The organism is Planktophila turicensis (SeqCode) (assembly GCF_965234405.1).
GTDB classification, from domain to species: domain Bacteria; phylum Actinomycetota; class Actinomycetes; order Nanopelagicales; family Nanopelagicaceae; genus Planktophila; species Planktophila turicensis.
Map to the genome: position 1 here is coordinate 1,157,281 of NZ_OZ248346.1, position 17,756 is coordinate 1,175,036.

Here is a 17,756-nt window from a genome sequence, read left to right on the forward strand (position 1 = left end):
GGGGGTGGGGGTTAGGCCGGCTTCTCTTCTAGGTATAAAGCCACCGAATTGATGCACCAGCGCTCATCAGTTGGGACGTCATAACCCTCGCCAGAGAAGACATGGCCGAGGTGGGAGTCGCACCTAGAGCAGCGAACTTCGGTTCGGATTCGTGGCGCGAGAGAGCGATCTTCAATCAGCTTTACGGCATCGCCCGCAGTTGGGGCGTAGAAAGATGGCCATCCGCATCCAGAGTGAAATTTTGTTTCAGATTTGAACAGTTCATTGCCACATGCCTTGCAACGATAACTTCCGACTTTATCTGTGTCGGTATATTCACCAGTAAATGGACGTTCCGTTGCACCTTCGCGCAGAACTGCATAGGAAAGCGGATCTAGTCGAGCCTTAAGTTCTTCTTCGTTGATAGCGCTCATGTTCTAAAAACTCCTAACGAGGAATTCGTAGCCCTTGCATTCCGCCATCTACTGCAAGAGAAGTTGCAGTAGTTGATCCCTGCAACGGACTTGCGAGATAACAGAGTGCGCGTGCAACTTCATCGGCGCTGACAAGTCGTCCTAGTGGTTGACGAGCTTCAAGTGCTTTGCGCTCCGCTTCTGGATCAGCAGCTTGTGCCAATAAGCGTTGCACCCATGGAGTATCTGCAGTCCCTGGATTGACGCAGTTCACGCGAATTCCTTCGGCAACATAATCATTCGCCATCGCCATCGTGAGTGAAAGTACTGCGCCCTTTGTCGAGCTATAAAGCGCGCGCTTTGGAATACCTGCAGTTGCAGCAACGGAACAGACATTAACGATTGATGCGCACTTGCTCTTGCGAAGAAGCGGAAGTGAATATCGCGCTGTACGAACAATTCCTACAACGTTGATATTCATGACCTTGTTCCACTCATCAGATGGATTGGACTCAACATTGCCTACAGCGCTAATTGCAGCGCTATTGATAAGAATGTCTAGTTGTGGAATCTTGGCAAAGGCAGCTTCGACTGATGCATCATCGCTGACATCGCATTGAATCCACTGACCAACGCCAGCAAGACCGCCTTCAGCAATATCTAAACCAATGACAGTGGCTCCACCATCAGCAAGCATCTTTGCAGTTGCGAGTCCGATGCCAGAACCGGCGCCGGTTACAGCTGCAGTGAGACCTTTGAATTCAGACATTAAGCGTTTGCCCATTCTTTTCCATGTGGGAATGTGAAGTCAGCAATTGACTGCGCATGCATTTCTCCGCCAGTGCCTGGATCAACAGGAGGCATGTAATACGCATTCTGAATATTTGTTGGAACAACAAAGTGTTCGTGCAAGTGATCGACGAATTCGACAACACGTCCATCATGATGGCCAGTAACAGCGACCGCATCAAACATTGCAAGGTGCTGAACGAGTTCGCAGAGTCCGACTCCACCTGCGTGAGGACACACAGGGACTCCAAACTTTGCAGCCATCAAGATGTTGGCAATGTTCTCGTTAACGCCAGCAACACGAGTTGCATCAATCTGCATAAATGAGAATGACTTCGCCTGAAGCATCTGCTTAAAGAGGATGCGGTTCATTCCGTGTTCACCAGTAGCAACTCGTACCGGTGCAATCGCCTTTGCAATCGCTGCATGGCCAAGAACATCATCTGGGTTTGTTGGTTCTTCAACCCAGTGAAGGTTGACATCGCCAATTCCCTTAATCCATTCGATTGCTTGATTTACATCCCATACCTGGTTTGCATCGATAGCAATCTTGATATCTGGGCCGACAGCTTCGCGTGCAAGACGTAGACGACGCTTGTCATCTTCAAGAGAGCCACCGCACTTCAATTTAATAAGTGTGTAACCGTCAGCAACTGCTTCCTTTGCAAGGCGGACCATCTTCTCGTCGCTATATCCGAGCCATCCTGGAGTGGTTGTATATGCAGGAAGTCCTTCAGAGCGAAGCTTTGCTTCATTTGCGGCTCGCTGTGGTTCTGCTTTGCGAAGAATTTCAAGTGCTTCAGCAGGAGTAAGCGCATCAGTGATGTAACGGAAATCTACGAGTTCAACAATCTGCTCTGGTGTCAGATCAGAGAGGAACTTCCAGAGAGGCTTCTTGGCATGCTTTGTAACAAGATCCCAAGCAGCGTTAACAACTGCACCGGCAGCCATTTGAGTGACGCCCTTTTCTGGTCCGAGCCAGCGAATCTGTGAATCGCGAACCAAGCTACGAGCGAAGTCGCCCATGCTGGTTGCGAGATCTGCAACTTCGCGACCAATTGCATATGGTGCAAGCTGCGCAATCATGTCGCACTGCAAATCATTTCCGCGGCCGCATGTAAAGACAAAGCCGTGACCTTGTAGCGAAGGGTCATCTGTTTCAAGGATGAGAAGAGCAGCCGAATAATCTGGCTCCTTATTCATTGCATCGGAACCATCGAGACCGCGTGAAGTTGGGAATCGAACATCTACAGTTTTAAATCCAGTTACTTTAGGCATGACATCCCTTTACTTGTTTGAAAACTGACTCTTCGCTTGAACTACAAAATCATATATGATGAATTTATGGCGCGGTATAGCGAAAAAGTTAAATTAAAGCGTTCAAATCTTGAAGTAACTCGTATGGGGTTAGGTACTGCTCCTCTCGGTGGATTATTTAAATCTGTTACCGATGAAGATGGCGAAGATCTTCTCAATACTGCTCTCGATCTAGGCATCAACTACTTCGACACTGCGCCGCAATATGGCCATGGAGTTGCTGAAATGCGCGTAGGTAAAGCGCTTCAAAAGACTTCCAAGCCTTTTGTTATCGAGACCAAGGTCGGTCGCGTTCTTCGTTATGTTGAAGGTGTCGAGCCAGAGCAATGGTTCCCCGATGCGCCGCGAAATATCGTCCCTATTTATGACTATTCCAAAGATGGAATCAAGCAAGCATTTGAAGAGAGCCTCGAGCGATTAGGGCTTCCACATATTGATATTGTCTTGATGCACGATGCCGAGGATTACATCAAAGAAGCTACAGAGAATGCATTTCCTGTTCTAGCTGACCTTCGTGCGCAAGGACTCATTAAAGCTATTGGCCTCGGTATGAACTATGTCGAACCTGCACTTGAAATCATGAAGGGCACTGATCTCGACATCGCTCTTATTGCCGGCCGATTTACTCTGCTTGATCAAGTCGCACAAAATGAACTCTTTCCATATGCGCTCAAAAATAATATTGATATCTCTATGGGTGGAGTCCTTAACTCTGGCGTACTGGCTAATCCCGTTGCTGGTGCTACTTATAACTACCTTCCTGCTTCTGATGAAATCATCGCTCGAGCTAAGGCAATCTGCGATTTCCTAAAGGAGCGCGATGTACCTCTTCTTGCTGCAGCGCTTCAATATCCATTGCGCCACCCAGCTGTAACAACTGTCATTGTTGGTCCACGCACCTGCAATGAGCTCGAAGTAAATATCGAAAACTTTGAGCACAAACTTCCAGATAATCTCTGGACCGAACTTGAAGATGCAGGCTTGATTGCGAAGTTGGCTGTATGACAATCAAACGCATCGGCCAAGTAATCGGAATTAAGCCAGAGGAAATTGCAGAGTACGAACGTATTCACGAAAATATCTGGCCAACAGTTGCAGCAACGCTCAAGCGTGCCAATATCCAGAATTACTCAATTTTCCGTTACGAGAATTTGCTCTTCGCATATATGGAGTACACAGGCACGGATTACGAAGCAGATATGGCTCTCATTGCCGCAGATCCTGAGACCCAGAATTGGTGGAAGATCACTGCTCCAATGCAGGTACAGGTTTCCGAGGCGCGCGATGGCGAGTGGTGGCATACCCTTCACCAGAACTTCCACCTCGACTAACGAAGGATTGCAATGAAATTCTCAGTACTTAAAACAAAAGATTCTCAGTACCAGTTTGCAGTCACCGTTAATGGAGTTCACAAATTAGTTGATGGGCTTCCAACTCTGACCGAGGCTATGCATCTCACTCTCGAAGAACTCAAGGCACGTACTGCTAGCGCAGGTGCTGAAGTATCCGGAGAGCTTGCAGCACCTATCGCCTCTGAAATTGAACTTTGGGGCGCAGGCGTTACTTACTTGCGTTCACGCGATGCACGTAAAGAAGAGAGCGGCGTCCCAGACGTTTATCAACGTGTCTATGAAGCAGATCGCCCCGAGCTATTCTTCAAATCAACTGCTGTGCGTGCGCGCGGAACTGCTGCGCCAATCGGCATTCGCTATGACAGCGAAGCATCTGTACCTGAACCAGAAGTAGCTATTTATATAAATAAGCATCGCGAAATTATTGGTTACGCCATCTGTAACGATGTCACTGCTCGCTCAATCGAAGGCGAGAATCCGCTCTATCTTTCTCAGGCAAAGATTTACATCGGTTCAACTGCAATTGGCCCAGATATCACTCCCGCTTGGCTGGCTCCTGCTGCTAAAGAGATGAGTATCAAGGCGAAGATTCTTCGTGGATCTACATTGGTCTGGGAAGCAGAGACATCTCTTGGTGCACTTAATCGCACACTTGAAGATTTAGTTAATTACGTCTTTAGGTGCCAAGACTTCCCACACGGTCTCATTCTTTCGACAGGAACCGGAATCGTTCCACCGATGGATATCGCACTCGCTGCCGGAGATATCGTCGAAATCGATGTCGCGGGCGTTGGAATTCTTTCAAACCCAGTCGTAGTTATTCCTGAAAGGTAATTAACTGTGTCAACGGTGAAGGTATGGACCCAATGGCCCGACCTTGTTGCGCCGCCAGGAATTACCTTGCTCTCCCCCGAGAACTTTCCACTTGATTCATCTGATCTATCAGAAATTGATTTCTACGTACCTCTATATATGGGAGGCGCAAAAGCGCTTTCTTATGCAGCGCAAATGCCTAACCTCAAGATCTTGCAGATGCTCAATGCTGGATATGACGATGCACTTGCCTATCTGCGACCAGGAATCACACTCTGCAATGCTCGCGGTGTCCATGATGCTTCCACTGCAGAGCTCGCAGTCGGTTTAGCAATCTCTTCCCGTCGCGGATTTCCAGAATTTATGCGCGAGCAAATAGCAGGTAACTGGAGCCATCATCGAACCGCTGCACTTTCAGATAGCAAAATCGGAATTGTTGGTTTCGGTTCTATCGGTAAGAAGATTGCTCAGAACCTTTCTGGCTTTGAAGTATCCATCACCGCCTTCACGCAATCGGGCCGCGATGGTTCACTCACTATTGATCAGCTAGATAGCCATCTTCCGCAGCTCGACATCGTGATTTTGATTCTTCCTCTCTCAGATTCTTCACGCCATCTCTTCAACGCTGAGAGACTTTCCAAGATGAAGGACGGGGCGCTACTTATCAACGTTGCGCGCGGCCCTGTAGTAGATACAGACGCCCTCGTTAAGGAACTTAACTCAGGACGTATCTTTGCAGCTCTCGACGTAACTGACCCAGAGCCACTTCCATCGGATCATCCGCTCTGGAGCGCAAAGAATGTACAGATAGTTCCTCACATTGGTGGAAATTCGGAAGCTTTTGAACCTCGCGGAAGAGCGCTGATTGAATCTCAGCTCAAGCTACATGCAGCGGGAAAGCCTCTTGAACATGTTGTTGCACAAGGTTAATTTTCAACCATGAGAATCGATTCGCATCACCACCTATGGGATTTATCTATTCGTCCTCAAGAGTGGATGGTCGGCGATGGAATGGATTCTGTCCGTCGGAACTTTCTCGCCGATGATCTACGCAGTGCGATCTCTGGAACCAAAATTGAAAGAACAATCCTTGTTCATGCAACAACTACCAATGATGAGACGTATGAATTGTTGGCTCTTGCAGAAACAGACCCAACAATTGTTGGCGTGGTTGGCTGGCTGCAAATTGATTCATCCGATGCAATCGCGGATTGCGAAAAATACTTGCAAGCACCTGGCGCCAGCTACCTCAAAGGTATCCGCGACGTTGCACAGGATCTTCCAGATTCCAATTATCTAGCCAAGCCACAATCGATTGCCACTGTGCAACAACTGGGCAAGATGGGTTTGACCTATGACATTCTTACCAAGACTCCAGAACTCAAAGCGGCAATTGAATTAGTGAAAGCTTGCCCTAATGTGCAATTTGTTCTCGACCATATTTCAAAGCCGTACATTGCAAAAGAAGAAATTGAACCCTGGAAATCTCTGATCTCAGAACTTGCTGCTTTCGAAAATGTCTCCTGCAAGATTTCCGGAATGGTGACAGAAGCAAAGTGGAACACTTGGCAGACCAGTGACTTCGCCCCTTACGTCGATCACATCATTGCTAGCTTCACCCCACAGCGCCTGATGTTCGGCTCGGACTGGCCGGTCGCCCTATTGGCCGCCTCTAGTTATTCAGAGGTGGTTCACCTAGCCGAGAGCCTGACAGCAAAGTTTTCGGAAACGGAAAATGAACTTTTCTGGCTAGAAAATGCGATTTCTGCATACAAGATAACGAAGCTGTAACGATTGGCTTTACCGCTCGGTAAATACCCCCTTCCTATTGAGTGCTACCCCTTGCCGACATAAGATTCCCACACAGCAATTCGGCTGCTTTTGAAGGAGATATAAATGAAGAAAGGTCTAATGACAGTTGCTGCAGTTGCAGCACTGGCGCTAGTAGCTGGAACAACAGGTCCAGTAGCTGCAGCAGATAAGACTCTCAAGATCGAATTGATCTCAAAGGGCGAAACACACCAATTTTGGCAGGCAGTAAAGAAGGGTGCTGAAGATCAGGCTAAGAAGATGAATGCAGAAATTCACTTCGTTGGTCCAGCAGCAGAAACAATGATCGATAAGCAGCTCGAAATGCTTGATGCAGCAATTGCACTTAAGCCAGATGCAATCGGTTACGCAGCACTTGGTACAACACAGTCACTTCCAAAGCTCAAGGCAGCTAAGGCAGCAGGCATTCCTGTGTACATGTTCGATACAGCTGCAAGCTGTGAAGGTGGAGTTCCTGCACTAGGACCAAACTCTGACTGCGCACTTGGCGTTGCATACACAAACTCAACAGCTGCTGGCGCACTCGCTGCAGACTGGATGGCTAAGTTGGTTGGCAACAAGGGCAAGGTTCTTGTCGTTGGTCACTCACAGACAAACCAGACAGGTATCGACCGTGCAAACGGATTTATCAACCGCATCAAGGCAAAGTACAAGGGCATCAAGCTCCTTACACCTCAGTACGCTGAAGGTGGAGATGCTCTCAAGGCACAGGAAATCGTTTCAGCATCACTCGTTGCTAACAAGGACCTCAAGGGTGTCTACGGAACTAACGAAGGTGTATCAATCGGCGCTGGACAGGCATTCAAGGCTGCAAAGCTTAAGAATGGCGCAGTTAAGTTGATCGGATTCGACTCAGGAAAGCAGCAGATGGCAAACATCAAGTCTGGTCTCCAGTCAGGTGCAATCACACAGAGCCCAATGGGTATCGGTGCAAAGACTGTCGAAGCTCTCGTTAACTACGTACGTAACAAGACAGTTCCAAAGAACCTTATCGATACAGGTTTCTACTACTACGATAAGAAGAACATCACCGATCCAAAGATCGCTGGTAACCTCTACGAATAAGTCGATTTCGACTCATTGGTAAGGAATTGAGGCATGGTGGCCGGGAGCAATCTCGGCCACCATGCTTTATTCTTAAGTAAATAAGTTCATCGAACATCTAGATATAAGGTGAAAATAATGGCTTCAGCACAACTCTTATCACTCTCTGGCGTAAGCAAAGAGTTCCCGGGTGTTAAGGCACTTAATAATGTGCAGTTCGATCTCAACGAGGGCGAAGTTCACGCAATTGTTGGCGAAAACGGTGCTGGCAAGTCAACGCTTATGAAGATTCTTTCTGGAATTTACAAGAAGGACTCTGGCGAAATCATTTACCGTGGCAATTCAGTAACAATTCCAAATCCTTTTGAAGCGCAGAAGCTCGGAATCAGCATCATCCACCAAGAACTCAACTTGATGCCTCACCTGACTGTCGCAGAAAATATCTTTATCGGGCGTGAAGATCGCCGCCCAGGTCGCGTCTTTCTCAATAACCCAAAGCTAAATTCTGAAGCCACCAAGCTCCTTGCTGAACTTGGCCTAGCGCTCAACCCAACCGATATCGTCGGCGAGCTCACCATCGCAAAGCAACAGATGGTGGAAATCGCAAAGGCAGTTTCCTACCGCGGTTCTGTCATCATTATGGACGAACCAACATCATCTCTGACACCTGCTGAGACTGATGCTCTCTTTAAGATTATTGAATCGCTCAAGGCCGCTGGCAAAGGTGTTGTATATATTTCACACCGCCTGGAAGAACTTGAAAAGATCACAGACCGCATCACTGTTCTGCGCGATGGCGAGTATGTAAAGACTCTGAAGACATCTGAAACAGATATTCCTGAAGTCATCTCTCTTATGGTGGGTCGCAAGGTTGCACAAGATCAGCGCCCTGAAAACCGCAAGATCGGCACAGAAATCGTTCTCAAGGTCGAAAACGTTTCAGATCGCAATCTTCTTAAGGATGTCTCATTCGATCTTCGTAAGGGCGAGATCCTTGGCTTCGCAGGCCTCATGGGCGCAGGTCGTACCGAATTGGCTCGAGCAATCATGGGCGCAGATCCAAAGTCAGCCGGAACAATTACTTTGCATGGAAAAGAAGTTTCCATCAAGCAGCCATCGGATGCAGTAGCTGCCGGAATTGGTTATCTCTCAGAAGATCGCAAGCGTTATGGCCTTCTACTCAACCAGGACGTCACCTTTAACGTGATTCTCTCCTCGATTCCTCGCTTCTCAAATAAGTTCGGTTTCCTCAAGGTGAAGTCAGCTGCCGGAATCGCTCGCGATTCAATCGCTCAGCTACGAGTTCGTACACCTTCAGAGCGCCAGTTCCTCAAAAACCTCTCTGGCGGAAATCAGCAGAAGGTGGTTATTGCAAAGTGGCTCACCCGTAACTGCGATGTATTGATATTTGATGAGCCAACACGTGGAATCGATGTCGGTGCAAAGGATGAGATTTACCGCTTGCTTACTTCGCTAGCTGAAGAAGGTAAGTCAATCATCATGATTTCATCAGAGCTTCCTGAAGTACTACGCCTTTCAGATCGCATCGCGGTCATGTGCGATGGTCGCCTCACCGGCATCATCGACAATAAGGATGCAGATCAGAACATCATCATGGGACTTGCCACCAAGTTCAGCGACACTTTAACGACAGTTAACTAGTAAGGGAAAAGAGAGAGCAATGTCAGAAGTAACTAACGCAGGCGCAAAGGCAGAAGGCACCAACAAGGTTGCAGCCTTCATCCGCCGAGAAATCGGTCGAGTAACAGCACTTGCTAGCCTCGTCGTCATCTTTACCTTCTTCGCCATCATGCGCCCTGTCTTTGCCTCATGGGCAAACGTCTCAGGCGGAATCTTGATGTCGACAACTGTTATTGGTTTGATGGCGATCGGTGTCACCTTCGTCATCATCACAGGCGGTATCGACCTCTCTGTCGGAACTTCCATGGCTCTCGTCGGTGTTATTACCGGTAAGACAGTGATGGCAATGAACCTCAACGTCTGGAGCGGAATCCTCCTTGGTGTTCTCGTTGGAACCATCCTCGGTGCCATCAACGGAGTTCTGATTACAGTTCTTAAGTTGCCTCCATTCATTGCAACTCTTGCAACGATGAAGGGTGCACAGGGCTTGGCTCTGATCATCTCTGACCTCAAGCCAATTCTCTTCACTACAGATGTAAAGGGTTGGGATTCAATCGCTCAAGGAAATATCATCCCTAACCTGCCTAACGCGGTTCTTATTCTTCTCGTTGCGGCAATCGTCGCTTCAATCATCTTGAATAAGACAGTTCTTGGCCGCTACACATTCGCAATCGGCTCTAATAGCGAAGCAACCAAGCTCTCAGGTGTAAAGGTCGACCGTTGGCTCATCGCTATCTACGCACTCTGCGGATTCTTCGTAGGTCTCTCAGCAGTTGTCATGACATCTCGTCTTGGTTCTGCTCAGCCAGATCTCGGTCTTGGCTATGAACTTGAAGCGATTGCAGCGGTCATCATCGGCGGAACTTCACTTCTAGGTGGAAAGGGAACTATCTCCGGAACCATCATTGGTGCTTTGATCATGGCTGTTCTGATTAACGGACTTCGTATCCTCGAACTCCAGCAAGAATGGCAGTACGTGGTTGTAGGCGCAGTTATCCTCCTTGCAGTCTATGGAGATAACGTCCGTCGTCGTCGCGCAGGCGAATCCACGCATTAATTTGTAGTTACATAAGAAATCCCCCTCGCATTTGTTGTGAGGGGGATTTTTATTGCTGGTGGCGGGTGAAGGATTTGAACCTTCGAAGGCAGAGCCGGGGGATTTACAGTCCCCTCCCATTGGCCGCTCGGGCAACCCGCCAGGGTCGAACAAGTGTTGCGGCGCTTTGGTAGTGCGAGCGGCAAACGATACCTTAGGCACTGGAACTTTAAAAATCACACGAGAGGGCCTAAAAAGACAATGGCTGATAGCAGTTTTGACGTAGTCTCAAAGATCGACCGCATGGAGCTTGATAACGCAATTAACCAGGCTATCCGCGAGATCGACACCCGCTTCGACTTTAAGAACACCGGGGCCAAGATTGAACTCTCTGGCGACAAGCTAGCCATCGAAGCCGATACCGAAGAGCGCGCAAAGGCAACTCTTGATGTTGTCAAAGATAAGTTAATTAAGCGCGGAGTTTCTCTCAAGCACCTCGATGCCGGCGAACCACAACTTTCAGGAAAGATCTACAAGATTGCTTCAACAATGAAGGAAGGCATTACAACAGAGAATGCCAAGAAGATTGCAAAGTTCCTTCGCGATGAAGGTCCTAAATCAATTAAGACTCAGATTCAAGGCGATGAACTTCGCGTGACTTCAAAGAGCCGCGATGATCTGCAGGAAGCGATCGAGCAGATTAAGAATGGCAAATTTGAATTTGCTGTTCAATTTGTTAACTTCCGCTAAGTGACAAGCAAGCGCAGCGAGTATTCGCTAGGACTTCTCTTTGGATTTAGCTCCTACATTATGTGGGGGCTCTTTCCTCTTTACTGGCCGCTTCTCGAACCAGCCAACCCTCTCGAAATTGTTTCGCATCGTGCTGTCTGGACTCTGGTCTTCTGCCTCATCGTGCTTGCATTAACTAAACAGATTCACGCGACTCTTGCTGTGATGAAGAATCCAAAGACGATGGCAGCTTTACTGCTAAGCACAATCCTCGTCTCCATCAACTGGATTACCTATATCTGGGCCGTTAACCACGGACATGTTGTCGAAGCGGCGCTTGGTTATTACATCAATCCACTCATCATTATCGCTTTCGGAGTCATGCTCCTTCGTGAAAAAATGCGCCCTCTGCAATGGGTAGCAGTTGGTATCGCTGCAGTCGGAGTTCTCGTTCTCACAATCGATTACGGCCGACTCCCCTGGGTCGCAATTTCACTTGCACTCTCATGGGGTAGCTATGGCCTAGTGAAGAAGAAGCTCAACTTGGGTGCGCTTGAAGGCCTCGCTATCGAAACACTCATCTCTTTCATTCCATACGCTGCTTACATTATTTATCTCGGTCAGCAAGGAACAGGTCAGTTTGGCCATAAGCCTCTACTCACCATTCTGCTCATCAGCGCAGGCGCTGTAACTGCCATTCCGCTTCTCTTATTTAATGGCTCCACTACTCGCCTGCCGTACAGCACCATCGGTTTGCTTCAATACATCACTCCAACGATTCAATTCTCTATTGGAGTATGGCTTCGCCACGAAGATATGCCGACTGCTCGATGGATTGGTTTTATCGTGATTTGGTTTGCACTCGCCGCTTTAGCTACCGACCTAGTCAGATCAAGCAGAGCGGTCGATAATCGCATCGCATAGCGAGAAGAGCGCACCTGTTACATCATTAACAGGTAGTGGCCCCAAAGCGGTACGAGCATCACGAGCAATTTGTTGTAACTGTTCGCGCGATTGTTCTAGCGCCTGGTGCGTACGAAGTTGATTTAGCACCTGAGCAACAACAACTTCATCCTTGATTGGCGCCTTCAGAAGCTCAATAAGCTCTCTATCTGAGGCGTTGGTCGACTTCATGACATTGAGCGTCACCAAAGTAGGAACACCTTCACGTAGATCTGTACCCGGGGTCTTACCTGATTGGTGTGACTCACTTGCAATATCAATAACGTCATCAGCTAACTGGAATGCGATACCAATCTTTTCGCCAAAGACTGTAAGCGTCTCTTTTACTTCAGCTGGCGCTCCTGAAACCATTGCTCCAAAGCGGGCGCTGGCGGCGATGAGTGATCCTGTCTTATCTGCAACAACTCCGAGGTAGTGCTCGAGTGGGTCTTCGCCGTTGCGCGGACCTTGGGTTTCCATAATCTGTCCGATAACAAGACGTTCAAAAGTTGATGCCTGCAGGCGAACTGCTTCAGGTCCGATATCTGCAAGGAGTGCAGATACTTTTGCGAAGAGGTAGTCGCCAGTAAGGATCGCAACAGTATTTCCCCAGCGACTATTTGCACTTTCTACTCCGCGACGTAACTTCGCTTCATCCATCACATCATCGTGATAGAGAGTTGCAACGTGGGTAAGTTCGCAGACCACTGCAGATTCGATAACTCCGAACTTATTCTTATCACCGTAATGGGAAGCAAGAAGGGTCAGTAAAGGTCTGAGGCGCTTTCCGCCTGCTGCAACGAGGTGACGTGAAGTCTCTTCAACAAGTGGGTAATCGCCTTGAATATGGCTTAGAAGAAGGCTCTCAACGCGAGCCATGCCTTCTGTAAGTTCTGCCTCAAGTTCTGGAGCTAAGCCAGGAATTCCTAGTTTCGACATTAGCGGATAAAGAATGCATAGGATTCAATGAAGTCAATTAGCGGCGCTGGGAAGACTCCGAGAATGAGAGTCACAGCTGAAGTGACCGCAATAGTAATTGTTGTTAGACCTGATGGAATCACAACGCTTGTGCCATCTTCAACTGGATCCTTGAAGAACATAAGGACGATAACGCGGATATAGAAGAAGGCTGCAATGGCGGATGAGAGCACGCCCGAGATAAGGATCGCAGTGCTTCCGCTTTCATACGCTGCTGAGAAGATTGAGAACTTTCCGATAAATCCTGATGTCAAAGGAATTCCGGCAAATGCGAGCAAGAAGAGTGCAAAGACTAAAGCCACTAGAGGAGAGCGCTTTCCAAGACCGCTCCAGCGGTTGAGGTCGGTAACTTCTCCAGCTGAATCACGAATAAGTGTGACCACAGCAAAGGCACCTAGCGTCGCAATTCCGTATGCGAATAGGTAGAAGATTGAGGAGTTAAGGCCTGACTTGCTCAGTGAGATAACACCTGCGAGCAAGAAACCAGCGTGTGCAATAGATGAGTAGGCAAGCATGCGCTTTACATCGCGCTGTGTAATTGCAACAACAGATCCAAAGGCCATGGTGATGATTGCAATCACTACAAATGCAGGCTTCCAAGACCATTCAGCATTAGCGAATGAGACATAGAAGATGCGAAGGATTGCGCCAAATGCAGCAACCTTTGTCGCAGCTGCCATGAAGCCTGTAATTGCAGTTGGTGCACCTTGATAAACATCGGGTGACCACGCGTGGAATGGAACTGCTCCGACTTTAAAGAGAAGACCGACAGAGATAAATGCGATTCCTAGAAGAAGGAATACATCGTTTCCTGAACCGCCTACGACGCTTGCTTGAATTCCTGAGAAGGTGATGGTGCCTGAGTACCCATAGAGATAAGCAGCGCCAAAGAGGAAGAATGCAGATGAGAACGCACCAAGAAGGAAGTACTTCAGCGCTGACTCTTGTGACATCAGACGGCGACGGCGTGAAAGGCCAGCCATGAGATAGAGCGGAAGTGAAAGTACTTCTAGGGCTACAAATAGTGTGATCAGATCAGTTGCAACCGGGAAGAGCATCATTCCAGCTACTGCAAAAAGTGTGAGTGGGAATACTTCAGTGACGCGAAGGTCGAGTTGAAGTGATTGACGTTCTTCTTCAGATCCTGGAACAGCGGCAGGAAGAGCTGTGAAGTTTTCTTGATCAGCAATCAGAAATACTGACAAGAGAGCAAGGATAAGAATTGATGCCTGAAGTAGGACTCCGGCGCCATCAAAGGCAACCGATCCCATCGCTGCATCGACAGAAGACTGTGTGCGTACTCGCATAAGCGCTGCAAATGATGCAACGAGGGAGCCGACGGTAATAAAGAGTTGTGCGTTATGACGAGAAGCGCGTGGAGCAAAAGCTTCAATCAAGACTCCGATAAGCGCACCAGCAAGCACGATCAGAATCGGTGCAAGCTGTGCGTAGTTAAGAACTGGCGCTATAAATTGCATTTACTTGCCTGCACTCTCTGATGGAACTGGATCAGTAAATCCTTGAGATTCAATGACATGAGCTGATGCGGGATTAATAACGTTAAGAAGCGGCGCTGGATAGAAACCGAGCGCCACAATCACTGCGATCACCGGAGCGATTGCAACCTTCTCGCGGATGTTGAGATCAGGAAGGTTCTCATTTCCTGGTGTTGTTGGTCCGTGAAGCGCCTTCTGCACAGGAATCAAGATGTAGAGCGCAGCGAGAACAATTCCGAAGGTCGCGATAATTGCAGCCACTGGATAGCGAGTGTAGGTACCGACAAGAACAAGGAACTCGCTCACGAAGCTAGAAAGTCCAGGAAGTGCGAGTGAAGACATTCCAGCGATAAAGAAAGACCATGCCATCACTGGAGTTACTCGTTGCAAACCACCAAAGTCAGCGATTGTTGAAGAGCCACGTCGAGAAATCATCCATCCAGCAACGAGGAATAGTGCAGCTGTTGAGAATCCGTGGTTAAACATATAGAGAGTTGCACCGCTATGGCCCTGAGTGGTCATTGCGAAGATTCCCATAGTGATAAATCCGAAGTGCGAGATCGATGTGTAAGCGATTAAACGCTTAATATCGCGAGCACCGATGGCAAGGAATGCGCCATAAAGAATAGAAATGACGGCTAAGACCAAGATGATTGGTGTGAATGTCTTGGATGCATCAGGGAATAGAGCAAGACAGAAGCGGATCATTCCGAATGTTCCGACCTTATCGAGCACACCGAGAAGCAAGACTGATGTTCCAGGAGTTGCTGATGCTGCTGCATCTGGCAACCATGTGTGTAGTGGCCAGACCGGCGCCTTGATTGCAAAGGCGATGAAGAAGCCAAGGAAGAGAAGATTCTGAGTCGTAGAGCTCATGTAGTTATGCATCTCAGAGAGCTTTGTAATGTCGAATGTATGTCCGCCATTTGCACCTGAGATGACATAGAGGCCAATGATTGAGGCCAACATAAGAAGTCCACCAAAGAGGCTGTAGAGCAAGAACTTCACGGCTGCTGCTGCGCGTTCTCCACTGCCATATCCACCGATAAGGAAGTAGACAGGGATGAGCATCGCTTCGAAGAAGACGTAGAAGAGGAATACATCTGTGGCTGCAAAGACGCCGATCATCATTGTTTCAAGTACGAGGATAAGAATGTAGAAGACCTTGGCAGACCAGCGTCCACCTTCAGATTCATTCCATCCAGCAAGAACAACGATTGGAGCAAGAAGCACAGACATCAAAATCAATACGAGTGAAAGTCCATCGACTCCGACTGCATAGCTAATTCCGAATGATGGAATCCATGGAGTTGATTGAACGAATTGGAAAGCAGTATTTGCTGAATCAAATTTAAACCAAGCCAATACTGCAGAGATGGCAACGAGCAAAGTTGTGCCTAGAGCCGCCTGCTTAACGCGAAGAACTTGATCACTTGGAATCACTGCAATGAGAAGGGATCCGAGCAGAGGAAGCAACATCATGCTTGTTATTGCGTTCATTGTGTCACCACCCAAATTCCAGCGATTAAGGCAATCGCGCCGATGAGAATCAAGGCTGCGTAGCTTCGTGCAAACCCTGTCTGTGTCTGACGAAGTACAGCGCCAGTTCCAAGAGCTGTACGCCCAACGCCACGAACAGCGCCATCGACAACACTTTCATCTGCCTTTACGAGCAGGCTGGTAAGTGCCTGTCCTGGACGCATAAATACAGCTTCGTTAAATGAATCCTGCATAAGGTCCTTACGTGCAATGCGAGTAAAGATTGAAACGTTCTGCGGAGCAACAGCATCAACCTTGCTGAATTGATACTTAGCAAGTGCAATAGCAACGCCAATTGCGACTGCAGTAAGAGCCATCGCTGAAACAACAATTGGCTCGAAGAGATGCTCTTCAGCATGTCCTTCGCCGTGTTCGCCAAATACTGGGTTGAGCCAGTTTGCGAGTGCATCACCGCGAGTAAAGAGAATTCCAGATGTCACTGACCCAATTGCAAGAATTGCCATTGGAAGCCACATCAACACTGGAGATTCGTGTGGATGCTGATTATCTTCCCAGCGCTCTTTACTTGTGAATGTAAGAACCATGACGCGGGTCATGTAGAAAGCCGTGATTGCTGCACCGATAAGTGTGGTTGAACCAAGGATGATTCCCTTGAGTCCACCTGCATTAAATGCAGTTTCAATAATCAAATCCTTTGAGTAGAAACCAGCAAATGGTGGAACACCGATGATTGCTAAGTAACCAAGACCGAAGGTGATGAATGTAATTGGCATGAATTTACGCAGCGCACCGTAGCGACGCATATCTACTTGATCATTCATGCCGTGCATGACCGACCCCGCACCCAGGAACATTCCTGCCTTAAAGAAGCCGTGTGTTAGCAAGTGCATGATTGCAAATGCATAACCAGCTGGTCCAAGGCCTGCACCAAGAATCATGTAGCCAATCTGAGACATTGTTGAAGCTGCGAGAGCTTTCTTAATGTCATCTTTGGCAGTACCGACAAGTGCACCAAACATAAGTGTGATTGCACCGACGATAACAACAAGAAGTTGCGCTGTTGGCGCAGCATCAAAGATGAAGTTTGATCGGACAATCAGATAGACGCCTGCTGTAACCATGGTCGCTGCGTGGATAAGTGCGGATACAGGTGTTGGACCTGCCATCGCATCTCCAAGCCATGCCTGCAATGGGAATTGCGCAGACTTTCCGGCCGCTGCTACTAGCAACATAATTCCAATCGCAGTAAGTGCTGCCTTAGAAGCTGTATGTGATGCTTCTTCAACGCCATCAAAAGTCACTGTTCCAAGAGCTGCAAAAGAGATCATGATGGCAAATGAAAGCCCCATATCTCCGACGCGGTTCATCACAAATGCCTTCTTTGATGCGGTGGCATATGCCGGCTTCTGGTTCCAGAAACCAATCAAGAGGTATGACGCAAGACCTACGCCTTCCCAGCCGACATAGAGGTTGAGATAAGAATCGCCAAGAACCAAGAGGAGCATCGCTGCAATAAAGAGGTTGAGATATGCGAAGAAGCGACGACGGTTTGGATCGTGTGACATATAGGAAATTGAGTAGATATGAATCAGTGTTCCGACGCCTGTAATAAGAAGAACGAAGCAGATGGAGAGCTGATCTAAGAGGAGGCCCGCATCGACATTGAAAGTACCGACGTTGATCCAGTTAAAGAGCTTCTGAGATACAGCGCGCTCTTCGGTTGGGCGATCGAGCATCAAAGAGAGCTGGTACAGACCAACAGCAAATGAGCTTGCTGACATAGCTGTTGCTAGAAGGTGTCCCCACTTATCTGAACGACGTCCGGCAAGAAGCAGAACAGTTGCACCAAATAGCGGAAGTGCGATCAAGTACACGAGTGAAGTTGATGTAGTCATGG

General features: G+C 48.2%; 17 protein-coding genes and 1 tRNA gene. 10 read left to right on the top strand and 8 right to left on the bottom strand.

What is annotated here, in order from left to right:
- Nucleotides 1–11 precede the first annotated feature (11 nt).
- The 3 genes from msrB to AC8GFK_RS06035 are packed head-to-tail and all read right to left on the bottom strand — an operon-like array spanning nt 12 to nt 2,459.
- A complete protein-coding gene (gene msrB, locus AC8GFK_RS06025; RefSeq protein WP_506625033.1) occupies nt 12–413 on the bottom strand; it encodes a peptide-methionine (R)-S-oxide reductase MsrB in 402 nt (133 codons plus the stop codon).
- 13 nt (nt 414–426) lie between these two features.
- Entirely contained in the window at nt 427–1,161 is a 735-nt protein-coding gene (locus AC8GFK_RS06030; protein WP_506625034.1) for an SDR family NAD(P)-dependent oxidoreductase, read from the bottom strand.
- Nucleotides 1,161–2,459, bottom strand: a complete 1,299-nt coding sequence (locus tag AC8GFK_RS06035; protein ID WP_506625035.1) for an enolase C-terminal domain-like protein — start codon at nt 2,457–2,459, stop codon at nt 1,161–1,163. Before AC8GFK_RS06035 ends, AC8GFK_RS06030 begins: the two co-directional genes overlap by 1 nt.
- 66 nt (nt 2,460–2,525) lie before the next feature.
- On the opposite strand from AC8GFK_RS06035, the gene AC8GFK_RS06040 reads away from it, so the two are divergent.
- From AC8GFK_RS06040 to AC8GFK_RS06075, 8 genes are all read left to right on the top strand, one after another.
- Nucleotides 2,526–3,503: an aldo/keto reductase gene (locus AC8GFK_RS06040; protein ID WP_506625036.1), complete on the top strand. Its 978-nt coding sequence runs from the start codon at nt 2,526–2,528 to the stop codon at nt 3,501–3,503.
- A complete protein-coding gene (locus tag AC8GFK_RS06045; protein ID WP_190276996.1) occupies nt 3,500–3,829 on the top strand; it encodes an L-rhamnose mutarotase in 330 nt (109 codons plus the stop codon). The genes AC8GFK_RS06040 and AC8GFK_RS06045 overlap by 4 nt, the downstream gene beginning before the upstream one ends.
- 12 nt (nt 3,830–3,841) lie before the next feature.
- Complete coding sequence (locus AC8GFK_RS06050; RefSeq protein ID WP_506625037.1) at nt 3,842–4,684, top strand: fumarylacetoacetate hydrolase family protein; 843 nt, start codon at nt 3,842–3,844, stop codon at nt 4,682–4,684.
- Between the two features lie 6 nt (nt 4,685–4,690).
- Nucleotides 4,691–5,593 (top strand): 2-hydroxyacid dehydrogenase, encoded by a 903-nt coding sequence (locus AC8GFK_RS06055; RefSeq protein ID WP_506625038.1) that lies wholly within the window; start codon nt 4,691–4,693, stop codon nt 5,591–5,593.
- Nucleotides 5,594–5,602: 9 nt separating this feature from the next.
- Entirely contained in the window at nt 5,603–6,454 is an 852-nt protein-coding gene (locus AC8GFK_RS06060) for an amidohydrolase family protein (RefSeq protein WP_506625039.1), read from the top strand.
- 105 nt (nt 6,455–6,559) lie between these two features.
- Entirely contained in the window at nt 6,560–7,558 is a 999-nt protein-coding gene (locus tag AC8GFK_RS06065) for an ABC transporter substrate-binding protein (protein ID WP_095673961.1), read from the top strand.
- A 117-nt stretch (nt 7,559–7,675) separates the two neighbouring features.
- Nucleotides 7,676–9,199 (top strand): sugar ABC transporter ATP-binding protein, encoded by a 1,524-nt coding sequence (locus tag AC8GFK_RS06070; RefSeq protein ID WP_506625040.1) that lies wholly within the window; start codon nt 7,676–7,678, stop codon nt 9,197–9,199.
- Between the two features lie 19 nt (nt 9,200–9,218).
- Nucleotides 9,219–10,235, top strand: a complete 1,017-nt coding sequence (locus tag AC8GFK_RS06075; RefSeq protein ID WP_506625041.1) for an ABC transporter permease — start codon at nt 9,219–9,221, stop codon at nt 10,233–10,235.
- 56 nt (nt 10,236–10,291) lie between these two features.
- Here the strand turns inward: AC8GFK_RS06075 and AC8GFK_RS06080 are convergent.
- Nucleotides 10,292–10,376, bottom strand: a tRNA-Tyr gene (locus AC8GFK_RS06080).
- A gap of 99 nt (nt 10,377–10,475) precedes the next feature.
- On the opposite strand from AC8GFK_RS06080, the gene AC8GFK_RS06085 reads away from it, so the two are divergent.
- Both AC8GFK_RS06085 and rarD read left to right on the top strand, forming a co-directional pair.
- Nucleotides 10,476–10,964, top strand: a complete 489-nt coding sequence (locus AC8GFK_RS06085) for a YajQ family cyclic di-GMP-binding protein (protein ID WP_095673964.1) — start codon at nt 10,476–10,478, stop codon at nt 10,962–10,964.
- Nucleotides 10,965–11,867, top strand: a complete 903-nt coding sequence (gene rarD, locus AC8GFK_RS06090) for an EamA family transporter RarD (RefSeq protein WP_506625042.1) — start codon at nt 10,965–10,967, stop codon at nt 11,865–11,867. It begins immediately after the preceding gene.
- On the opposite strand, the gene AC8GFK_RS06095 is transcribed toward rarD, so the two are convergent.
- Genes AC8GFK_RS06095 through nuoL form a run of 4 tightly spaced genes read right to left on the bottom strand, consistent with a single transcriptional unit; the run spans nt 11,835 to nt 17,754 of the window.
- Nucleotides 11,835–12,824, bottom strand: a complete 990-nt coding sequence (locus tag AC8GFK_RS06095) for a polyprenyl synthetase family protein (protein ID WP_506625043.1) — start codon at nt 12,822–12,824, stop codon at nt 11,835–11,837. The two genes, rarD and AC8GFK_RS06095, sit on opposite strands and share 33 nt — an antisense overlap.
- Complete coding sequence (gene nuoN, locus AC8GFK_RS06100) at nt 12,824–14,341, bottom strand: NADH-quinone oxidoreductase subunit NuoN (RefSeq protein WP_506625044.1); 1,518 nt, start codon at nt 14,339–14,341, stop codon at nt 12,824–12,826. Before nuoN ends, AC8GFK_RS06095 begins: the two co-directional genes overlap by 1 nt.
- The gene (locus AC8GFK_RS06105; RefSeq protein ID WP_095673968.1) at nt 14,342–15,859 is read right to left on the bottom strand and encodes an NADH-quinone oxidoreductase subunit M; all 1,518 of its coding nucleotides are present in this window, start codon (nt 15,857–15,859) and stop codon (nt 14,342–14,344) included.
- A complete protein-coding gene (gene nuoL, locus AC8GFK_RS06110) occupies nt 15,856–17,754 on the bottom strand; it encodes an NADH-quinone oxidoreductase subunit L (protein WP_506625045.1) in 1,899 nt (632 codons plus the stop codon). The genes AC8GFK_RS06105 and nuoL overlap by 4 nt, the downstream gene beginning before the upstream one ends.
- Between the last annotated feature and the right edge of the window lie 2 nt (nt 17,755–17,756).

Coding starts and splice junctions, on each gene's coding strand:
- AC8GFK_RS06095 (WP_506625043.1), bottom strand. CDS start 12,824: ATGTCGAAACTAGGAATTCCTGGCTTAGCTCCAGAACTTGAGGCAGAA.
- AC8GFK_RS06065 (WP_095673961.1), top strand. CDS start 6,560: ATGAAGAAAGGTCTAATGACAGTTGCTGCAGTTGCAGCACTGGCGCTA.
- AC8GFK_RS06070 (WP_506625040.1), top strand. CDS start 7,676: ATGGCTTCAGCACAACTCTTATCACTCTCTGGCGTAAGCAAAGAGTTC.
- AC8GFK_RS06050 (WP_506625037.1), top strand. CDS start 3,842: ATGAAATTCTCAGTACTTAAAACAAAAGATTCTCAGTACCAGTTTGCA.
- AC8GFK_RS06085 (WP_095673964.1), top strand. CDS start 10,476: ATGGCTGATAGCAGTTTTGACGTAGTCTCAAAGATCGACCGCATGGAG.
- nuoN (WP_506625044.1), bottom strand. CDS start 14,341: ATGCAATTTATAGCGCCAGTTCTTAACTACGCACAGCTTGCACCGATT.
- nuoL (WP_506625045.1), bottom strand. CDS start 17,754: ATGACTACATCAACTTCACTCGTGTACTTGATCGCACTTCCGCTATTT.
- AC8GFK_RS06060 (WP_506625039.1), top strand. CDS start 5,603: ATGAGAATCGATTCGCATCACCACCTATGGGATTTATCTATTCGTCCT.
- AC8GFK_RS06040 (WP_506625036.1), top strand. CDS start 2,526: ATGGCGCGGTATAGCGAAAAAGTTAAATTAAAGCGTTCAAATCTTGAA.
- AC8GFK_RS06030 (WP_506625034.1), bottom strand. CDS start 1,161: ATGTCTGAATTCAAAGGTCTCACTGCAGCTGTAACCGGCGCCGGTTCT.
- AC8GFK_RS06075 (WP_506625041.1), top strand. CDS start 9,219: ATGTCAGAAGTAACTAACGCAGGCGCAAAGGCAGAAGGCACCAACAAG.
- msrB (WP_506625033.1), bottom strand. CDS start 413: ATGAGCGCTATCAACGAAGAAGAACTTAAGGCTCGACTAGATCCGCTT.
- AC8GFK_RS06045 (WP_190276996.1), top strand. CDS start 3,500: ATGACAATCAAACGCATCGGCCAAGTAATCGGAATTAAGCCAGAGGAA.
- AC8GFK_RS06105 (WP_095673968.1), bottom strand. CDS start 15,859: ATGAACGCAATAACAAGCATGATGTTGCTTCCTCTGCTCGGATCCCTT.
- AC8GFK_RS06035 (WP_506625035.1), bottom strand. CDS start 2,459: ATGCCTAAAGTAACTGGATTTAAAACTGTAGATGTTCGATTCCCAACT.